This window comes from Microvirga sp. P5_D2, assembly GCF_054049475.1.
On the sequence record NZ_JBFUMH010000198.1, the window covers coordinates 1 to 8,171 of the forward strand.

At 63.2% G+C, this 8,171-nt stretch carries 11 protein-coding genes; 6 read left to right on the plus strand and 5 right to left on the minus strand.

Annotated elements, in window-relative coordinates; genetic code table 11:
* Nucleotides 1–592 (minus strand): outer membrane protein (locus ACXJKO_RS27590; protein WP_457094240.1); only part of this gene is annotated, 592 nt, incomplete at its 3' end.
* 294 nt (nt 593–886) lie between these two features.
* On the opposite strand from ACXJKO_RS27590, the gene ACXJKO_RS27595 reads away from it, so the two are divergent.
* Complete coding sequence (locus ACXJKO_RS27595; protein ID WP_457094241.1) at nt 887–1,645, plus strand: SDR family oxidoreductase; 759 nt, start codon at nt 887–889, stop codon at nt 1,643–1,645.
* On the opposite strand, the gene pgeF is transcribed toward ACXJKO_RS27595, so the two are convergent.
* The 3 genes from pgeF to lgt are packed head-to-tail and all read right to left on the minus strand — an operon-like array spanning nt 1,635 to nt 4,348.
* Entirely contained in the window at nt 1,635–2,402 is a 768-nt protein-coding gene (gene pgeF, locus ACXJKO_RS27600; RefSeq protein ID WP_457094242.1) for a peptidoglycan editing factor PgeF, read from the minus strand. The two genes, ACXJKO_RS27595 and pgeF, sit on opposite strands and share 11 nt — an antisense overlap.
* 15 nt (nt 2,403–2,417) lie before the next feature.
* Nucleotides 2,418–3,494, minus strand: coding sequence for a class I SAM-dependent methyltransferase (locus ACXJKO_RS27605; protein ID WP_457094243.1), 1,077 nt, complete (start codon nt 3,492–3,494; stop codon nt 2,418–2,420).
* On the minus strand, nt 3,491–4,348 hold the full coding sequence (gene lgt, locus ACXJKO_RS27610; RefSeq protein WP_457094244.1) for a prolipoprotein diacylglyceryl transferase: 858 nt from the start codon (nt 4,346–4,348) through the stop codon (nt 3,491–3,493). Before lgt ends, ACXJKO_RS27605 begins: the two co-directional genes overlap by 4 nt.
* Before the next feature lie 135 nt (nt 4,349–4,483).
* Between lgt and ACXJKO_RS27615 the strand changes: the two genes are divergently transcribed.
* From ACXJKO_RS27615 to ACXJKO_RS27635, 5 genes are all read left to right on the plus strand, one after another.
* Nucleotides 4,484–4,753 (plus strand): accessory factor UbiK family protein, encoded by a 270-nt coding sequence (locus ACXJKO_RS27615; protein WP_457094245.1) that lies wholly within the window; start codon nt 4,484–4,486, stop codon nt 4,751–4,753.
* Nucleotides 4,754–4,996: 243 nt separating this feature from the next.
* Nucleotides 4,997–5,497, plus strand: coding sequence for a YbjN domain-containing protein (locus tag ACXJKO_RS27620; protein WP_457094246.1), 501 nt, complete (start codon nt 4,997–4,999; stop codon nt 5,495–5,497).
* 112 nt (nt 5,498–5,609) lie between these two features.
* On the plus strand, nt 5,610–6,437 hold the full coding sequence (gene proC, locus ACXJKO_RS27625; RefSeq protein WP_457094247.1) for a pyrroline-5-carboxylate reductase: 828 nt from the start codon (nt 5,610–5,612) through the stop codon (nt 6,435–6,437).
* A gap of 66 nt (nt 6,438–6,503) precedes the next feature.
* Nucleotides 6,504–7,202 carry a TetR/AcrR family transcriptional regulator gene (locus ACXJKO_RS27630; protein WP_457094248.1) on the plus strand — a complete coding sequence of 233 codons (699 nt, stop codon included), beginning with the start codon at nt 6,504–6,506 and terminating at the stop codon, nt 7,200–7,202.
* 22 nt (nt 7,203–7,224) lie between these two features.
* Nucleotides 7,225–7,584 (plus strand): tRNA-binding protein, encoded by a 360-nt coding sequence (locus ACXJKO_RS27635; protein ID WP_457094249.1) that lies wholly within the window; start codon nt 7,225–7,227, stop codon nt 7,582–7,584.
* 215 nt (nt 7,585–7,799) lie between these two features.
* On the opposite strand, the gene ACXJKO_RS27640 is transcribed toward ACXJKO_RS27635, so the two are convergent.
* Nucleotides 7,800–8,171 (minus strand): sensor histidine kinase (locus ACXJKO_RS27640; protein ID WP_457094250.1); only part of this gene is annotated, 372 nt, incomplete at its 5' end.

The window sequence follows — 8,171 nt, forward strand, 5'->3', positions numbered from 1 at the left end:
TGCCTGCACCGAGCGTCCAACCCGTACGGGTGTCGTCGCTGTTGGAGAAGAAGTCGTTGTTGTCGTCACCGCCGCCGTAAGCGAAACCGCCGGTGGCGTAGATGWGGGCGCGGTCGAAGGCCACACCGGCGCGAGCGCGGACGGTGCCGAACCAATCAACGCCGCCGGCAACACCGGCCGGACGGAACGCGTAGGCATTCCAAGCAGCCGGATAGATGGCCGTGCCGTTGTCGCCACCGAGGTCAGCCCACTGAAGGTCGGCTTCAACACCGACGACGAAGGAACCGATCTGGTAGTTGTAACCGATCTGACCGCCGCCGACGAAGCCGTCGCCTTCGCTGTCGCCGAAGGTGATGGTGCCAGCGGGCGAGCCCACGCCAACCGCGCCGCCCGGAACGAAGACGGCAGCGTTGTTGTCGTCATTGTGCCAGCCGTAGCCAGCGTTCACACCGACGTAGAAGCCGGTCCAGGTGAAGATCGGGGCAGCCGCGATGATCGGGGCCGGAGGAGCTGCGCGCATGGGCAGATCAGCAGCCGAAGCAGCTCCGGCGAAGCCGAACAGGGCTACGCTGGCGAGGAGAATTTTCTTCATGGTTTCTCTTTCCTTATCGATTTCGTACCCGCCTGGTCCATGGCGGTCCTGGATTACGCTGGGTACTATCCGTTTATAGAGCGACAACCTGTCGAGGTCTGTGACATCACGAACACAGCACCGAAAGGTACTGTGGCGGTAATGTGGCGATGCGTGCATGTTTCCCCTTGCGGCCTCGCTGGAGACTCCAACGTATAACTCGGCAGTTAGTTCACGGAAGCAGGCGAAAAAATGTCTTTTTCTTGGCAAGGTACTCTATAACTGATACGTGATTACAATACAAAGGATGAATAAATGCACAAAAGTGCTCTTGTTACAGGCGGAGCCAAGAGAATCGGGCGCAGCATTGTCGAGCGTCTTGCCCGTGACGGATATGCCGTCGCGATTCACTGCCGCCGGTCTTCGGACACCGCGGAGGAGATGGCCGTGCGCATCCGCGGGGCGGGCGGCAAGGCTGTCATTGTACATGCCGATCTCGCCGATGCCTCAGCCGTCGACCGGATCGTCGACGACGCCGTGCGTGCGCTGGGTGGCCCGTTGACGCTTCTCGTCAACAATGCGTCGGAGTTCGAGCCGGATGAGGTGGAGACGCTCACGACCGAGCGCTGGGACCGGCATTTCGCCGTCAACCTGCGCGCTCCGGCTTTCCTCGCACGCGACTTTGCACGCCAGCTGCCGTCCGATCGCGAAGGCTCTATCGTCAACATCGTCGATCAGCGCGTCTGGAAGCTCACGCCGCAATTCTTCTCCTACACGCTGACGAAGGCGGCTCTGTTCAGCGCCACGCAGACCATGGCCCAGGCGCTCGCGCCGCGCATCCGCGTGAATGCCATCGGACCTGGGCCGACGCTCTCGAACGAGCGCCAGGGCGATGAGGATTTCGCCAAGCAGGCGAATGCGGTTCTCCTCGGGCATGGTGGCACGCCGGAGGAGATCGCGGAAGCGGTGGTCTATCTCGCCAACGCGCGCAGCGTTACGGGCCAGATGATCGCCGTCGATGGCGGCCAGCATCTCGCCTGGGAAACGCCCGACGTGGCGGGTATCAAGGAGTAAGCGCGATCGCCGAGATCAAGCGCCCGTAATCGGGCTCCTTGCGATGGGTGGTGCGGCGATAGCTGAAGAACCGTTCCTCGTCGGAATAGGTGCATAGATCGAGATTGGTGAAGCTGCCCACACCGGCAGCCTTCAGCCGCGCGCCGATGAAGCCGGGCAGGTCGAACATGGCATGGTCCGGCGTCTCGGAGGGGCGGAAGAAATGCTCGTGTCCCGGTGCTTCCTCGGCAAAGCGCGCGACGAATTCGGGGCCGACCTCATAGGCCTTCTGGCTGATCGTCGGGCCGAGAACCGCGACGGTGCGGCTGCGGTCTGCGCCCAGCTGCTCCATGGCGTCGAGGGTCGCTTCGAGCACGCCCGTCACCGCGCCGCGCCAGCCCGCATGGGCCGCGCCGATGACGCCTGCCTCATGATCGGCAAACAACACCGGGCCGCAATCTGCCGTCGTGATGGCAAGCGCGAGACCGGGCGTCTTCGTCACCATGGCATCCGCCTTGGGGCGCTCGGAACGCCACGGGCCTTCCACGAGCGCCGCATCGGGTGAGTGCACCTGATACACGCTGATCAGCGCATCGGGCGCAACATCTACCGTCTCGGCCATGCGGCGGCGGTTTTCCTTCACGTGCTCTGCATTATCCGACGAGCCGATGCCGCCGTTGAGCGACGCATAGATGCCCTCCGACACGCCGCCCTGCCGCGTGAAGAAGGCGTGGCGGATCTTGGGGAGATCGGTAAGGGCGGGAGCTTCGATGAACATGGCGGCTTCGGAGTTTTATGAGGATGCGGGGAGATGCGGCAGGCCGGGAACGGCCTCGATGGATTCATGTGTAACGGCTAAAACCTTAAACAGCTCACCCATGCCTGTCGCGCCGCGCTCGGTGAGGCGGGCGAGAGCGCTGTCGATATCGGCGGCCTGCTCCGGCGTGGCGCGGTTCTTGAGGGATGCGGCACGCGCGTCGATGCCGAGAGCCAGCAGAAAATCGCCCTGCGTGCCGAGCCCGTGAATGCGCAGCCCCTCCGATGCAGCGGCCTGCGCGAGCCGATGAAAATCCACATGGGTGGTAAGGTCGGCCTCACCCGGTTCGTCCAGAACATCGACCGGCTTGTGATCCTTGAGCGCCTGCAACGTGTCGCCGAAGGCAGGGCCCCAATAGCCGTAATCGATGACGAGCGCGGCACCCGTGTCGCGGGCGAGCTTGCGCAACAGAACCTGCATGATGTCCAGCGACGCGCCGGGCCATTCGAGGATATCGCCCTCGCTCAGAGGATTGCCGAGGGCCGGTTCCGGCTCGGGGCGCAGGCCGAAGATCAAGAGTTCACCGTCGAGCCCCACCAGCCGCTCGCACCAGCCGCGATCGGTCGCGAGGAATTGGCGCACGGGTAGCGCATCGAAGAACTCGTTGGCGACGATCAGTGTCGGGCCAGGCGGCAGGTCGTCCACGCTCTCATGCCAGTGAATGTCATGGCCCGAGGAGGCGAGGGCGGCCTGCTGGCGCTGCCTCAAGGATGGGCTCGTCTCAACGAGATGCACCTGCACGGCTTTGGCGAAATCAGGCAGGAGCCGTGCGGCGCGCAAAAGATCCGCCATGAGCGTGCCGCGTCCCGGCCCCAGCTCGACGAGATGCACGGGAGCAGGGCGCCCCATGCCGTTCCAGACCTCCAGCATCCAGAGGCCGATCAGCTCCCCGAACATCTGGCTGATCTCGGGAGAGGTCGTGAAGTCGCCGGCCGAGCCCAAGGGGTCGCGGCTGGTGTAGTAGTGCTGAAGGCACAGGCTCATGTAGCGCTCGACCGTGATCGGCCCCTCGAGGGCGATCAGCTCGCGCACATGATCCGCGAGCTTCCTCATGCCGCCTCGACTGTCTTTGCGGGCCGGGTGTAGCCCCGCACGGCAAGGACGATCACGGCCGCGCCGACGAGGGCCATGGGCACGGAGAGCACCATCCCCATGGTGATGCCGCCGCTCAGGGCCTGGACCGAGGAGCCGAAGAGGAAGCCGAGCTGCGCATCGGGTTCGCGGAAAAACTCGCAGACGATCCGCGCGATGGCATAGCCTAGCACGAAGATGCCCCCGAGCAGGCCGGGCCGCCTGAAGCCGAATATGCGGGCAGCGATTGCCATGACGATGAAGAGGATCAGCCCCTCGCCGAACGCTTCATAAAGCTGGCTCGGGTGCCGGGGCTCTGGGCCCGCATGAGGAAACACCACCGCATAGGGAAAATCCGGCGCGGGCCGCCCCCACAGCTCGCCATTGATGAAATTGGCGATGCGCCCGAAGAACAGGCCGATGGGCGTGACGACGGCCGCCATGTCGAGCATCGCCAGCGCATTGAGATCGCGCCGCCGGGCGAAGAGAACGATGGCGAACACGGCGCCCAGGAAGCCGCCGTGAAACGACATGCCGCCGCGCCAGATCGCGAGCATTTCCAGCGGGTTCTGCAGATAGGTGTGGAGGTTATAGAACAGCACGTAGCCCACCCGTCCGCCCAGCACGACGCCGAGCGCCACCCAGACGATGAGATCGTCGATGTCCGTGGGCTTGGGCTGGCGCAGGGGCGTCCAGAGCTCCGTCTTGGCGGCAAGGCGCTTGGCATAGAACCAGCCGCCGAGGAGGCCGGCCACATAGGCCAGAGCGTACCAGCGGATGGCGAAGGGGCCGATGGAGAAGGCGATGGGGTCGAGGATTGGGAAGGAGAGAGGCATGTCTGGCCTTGAATGAACGCCCTGCCATTGGACCCGGTGGGGACTGATCGTCAACCCTGTTGCAGTTTCGGGATTTTAAGACCACATCTGGCTCACCCGGGCCTCGCGCTCCTTAAAATGGTACGGACTGCACACATGACCCAATCCTCCAACCGGATCTTCGATGAACTCGCCCGCTTCGCCACGGACGCCGCCGGCGCCGCGCAGGGTGTGCGCCGGGAGGTCGAGACCGTGGTCCGCAGCCAGTTCGAGCGCCTGATCAAGGATATGGATGTCGCCACCCGCGAGGAGGTGGAGGTGTTGCGCGAGATGGTGATCGCCGCCCGCGAGGAGAACGAGCGGCTGGAAGCCCGCCTCAAGGCTCTCGAGGAGAAGCTGGCCGGCAAAAAATCCCCCGCAGCCTGATCCTGGCGGGATACGGCCCTGCTTCCAGCGGGACCCTCCTGTTGTGGACAGGTTCGGATGGCGCATTGTGAGCGCGGCTAAAATCTAAGACTGTGATTCATGAGCTGATTCGAGCCGGAAGTGACAAGAATCCTGAGTGCCTTCACGTATTCAGGAAGCTTTTTCAAATAAAGCTTGGGTTAACGAAACGATATTGCCTGCTTCTGTTTACCATATTCAGGCAATCGAGCTTCTTGGATCGACATGTCTCAGCATCACATCGAAATCGATCGCCTGGAACATCCACTCGACATTGTCGAGCGGATAGCTTCACACCGGCATTGGAGCTTCGATCGTGCGGAAGCCGACGAAATGTCGATTTCCGTCGCCGGGCGCTGGGCCGATTACGACATCGCCTTCACCTGGATCGAGGATGTGGAGGCCTTGCACGTGGCCTGCGCCTTCGACCTGAAGGTGCCCGAGCGGCGGCGGCAGGAGGTTCTCCAGCTCATCTCCCTCATCAACGAGCAGCTTTGGGTCGGCCATTTCGACCTGTGGAGCACGGAGAACGTGGTCATGTTCCGTCACGCCCTGCTCCTGGCGGGCGGCGCCGACCCGACCCAAGGTCAATGCGAGACCATGCTGCGGGTCGCGGTTGAAGCCTGCGAGCGCTATTTCCAGGCCTTCCAGTTCGTGATCTGGGCCGGCAAGTCGGCCCGCGAGGCGCTCGACAGCGTGCTGTTCGAAACCGAGGGCGAGGCTTAAAAGCCCGCCACCGCAGCATCCGAAGCACTGAAAAGCCAAGGCCTGCCTCGACAGGGCAGGGCGGAGTATGGATGATGCGGCCAAAACCTCATCCATGCTTCGGGAAGTGCTCATGTCGCCTCAATCTCACGATCTGCCGTCATCTCTCATCCTGGTCGGCGCCGGCAAAATGGGYGGTTCCATGCTGGAGGGCTGGCTCAAGGTCGGTGTGAATCCGAAGGGCGTGATCGTCGTCGATCCGCGCCCCTCCGATGAGATGGTGCGCTTCTGTTCCGACAAGGGCATCGCGCTCAATCCCGCCAGCGTTTCCCCTGCCGATGTGCTCGTGCTCGCCATCAAGCCGCAGATGCTCGATACGGCAGCACAAGATCTCAATCGCTATCTTGGGCCTCAGACGCTCATCATCTCGATCCTCGCAGGCAAGACCATCGGCGACCTGAAGACGCGCCTGCCCTCTGCCTCGGCCATCATCCGTGCCATGCCGAACCTGCCCGCCAGCATCGGACGCGGTGCAACCGGCGCCGCAACCAATGCCGAGGTGAGCGACAAGCAGCGCCGCATGGCCGATGCGCTGCTTTCAAGCAACGGCATCGTGGAATGGGTCTCGTCGGAAGATCTCATCGATGCGGTGACCGCCGTATCCGGCTCAGGTCCGGCTTATGTGTTCCACCTCGTCGAGTGCCTTGCTGAAGCGGGTGCTGCGGCAGGGTTGCCGCGCGATCTGGCGGAGCGCCTTGCGCGCGCCACGGTGACGGGTGCAGGCGAACTTCTCTTCCAAAGCGATCTTCCGCCCGGCACCCTGCGCCAGAACGTGACCTCGCCCGGCGGTACGACGGCGGCGGCGCTTGAAGTTCTCATGGCCGAGCCGAACGGCATGAAGGCGTTGATGCGCGATGCGGTGGCTGCGGCAAAGCGGCGTGCTGGGGAACTCTCCGGCTGATGCCATGGCCGTGGCGTGAAGAGCGCCTAGATTACGCCTTCAACGATCATTTCAAGGAGAGATGTCATGGCGGATGCCCCGTCTGATAAGCGCAGAGCCATCATCGACGCTCTGATGAATCTGGCGGCGACGCGACCGTGGAATGAAATCGAGCTCGGCGACATCGCGCAGACAGCCGGCGTGTCGCTCGCGGAGTTCCGCGATCTCTTTCCCTCCAAGGGCGCGGTGCTCGGAGGCCTCTCGCGCGTGATCGACCGTCAGGTGCTGGGGGAAACCACCGACGATCTCGCGGGCGAACCTGCGCGCGAACGCATCTTCGATGTGATCATGCGTCGCCTCGATGCGCTCGAACCCTACAAGCCGGCCTTGCGGCGCATTTTCCGCGAACTGCGCTACGATCCGCTGTCGCTTGCGGCATTGCATCAGGTCGCGGTGAATTCCATGCGCTTCATGCTCGCGGCTGCGGGGATTAATACGGAAGGGCCGCTTGGCACGCTGAAGCTTCAGGGCATGGTCGCCGTCTATTCCAGGACCATGCGCACATGGCTCGACGATGACGATCCGGCGCTGGCGCGCACCATGGCCAGCCTCGATCGCGAGTTGCGTCGTGGCGAGCGCGTGGTCGAAGGCGCGGAAGATTTCCGTCGCCTGACCGCGCCGTTGCGCGCCATCGGCCGCGCCTTCGTGGAGGGCCGCCGTCCGCGCAGACGCGAGGAGAAGCCCACGGAGAGCGGCGATGCGGATAATCCCGCGGCAGCCATCTGAATATATTGATCAAGGGGGTATCATGGATCAGTCACAATCAAACGCAGCGACCATCACGTTCGACGATTTTCTCAAAGTCGATATCCGCGTCGGCCGCATCGTCGCCGCCGAACCGTTTCCGCAGGCGCGCAAGCCCGCCTACAAGCTGACCATCGATTTCGGTTCTGATATCGGCACCAAGCGCTCGTCCGTGCAGATCACGGTGAATCACAAAATCGATGAGCTTGTGGGCACCGAAGTGCTGGCCGTCGTCAACTTCCCGCCGCGCCAGATCGGCCCCTTCATGTCGGAAGTGCTCACTCTCGGCGTACCGGATGCGAATGGCGACGTGATGCTCATTCGCCCCGATCGCGAGGTGCCGATCGGCGGGCGGTTGTTCTGAGCAATTGTTTGTTGTGTCTCTAGTGTCATCCCGGACGGCGCAGCCGAGCCGGGATCGTATGCAGAATGAAGCACGTGCACCTCTCCCTGTCATTCCCGCGCAGGCGGGAATCTATAAACACTGTGAGTGCAGAGTAATGCTATCCCGGGCGAAGTGCTTTTACTCTGCCCGTCGCGGTTATGGATGCCTGCGCGGGGATGACACTGGAATGAAATTCAAGCCGGCAACCGCACCGTTGCGCGCAGCCCTCCGAGTGGGCTTTCACTCAGCATGATGTCGCCGCCGTGAGAACGTGCGATGTCGCGAGCAATGGCGAGGCCTAATCCCGATCCGCCTTCGTCCTGATTGCGGGCTTCGTCGAGGCGCACGAAGGGCTTGAAGACCTCCTCGCGCAGATCCTGCGGAATGCCGGGGCCGTCATCGTCCACGTTGAGGATGAGCCAGCGCGTCTCGTGGTTCGCGTTGATCTCGATCCGGTCACCGTGCCGTGCGGCGTTGGAGACGAGGTTGAACAGAAGGCGCCGGAAGGCGTCGGGACGCACGGTGATGATCGGGTCGCCGACGATGTCTAGTTCCGTGATGTGGCC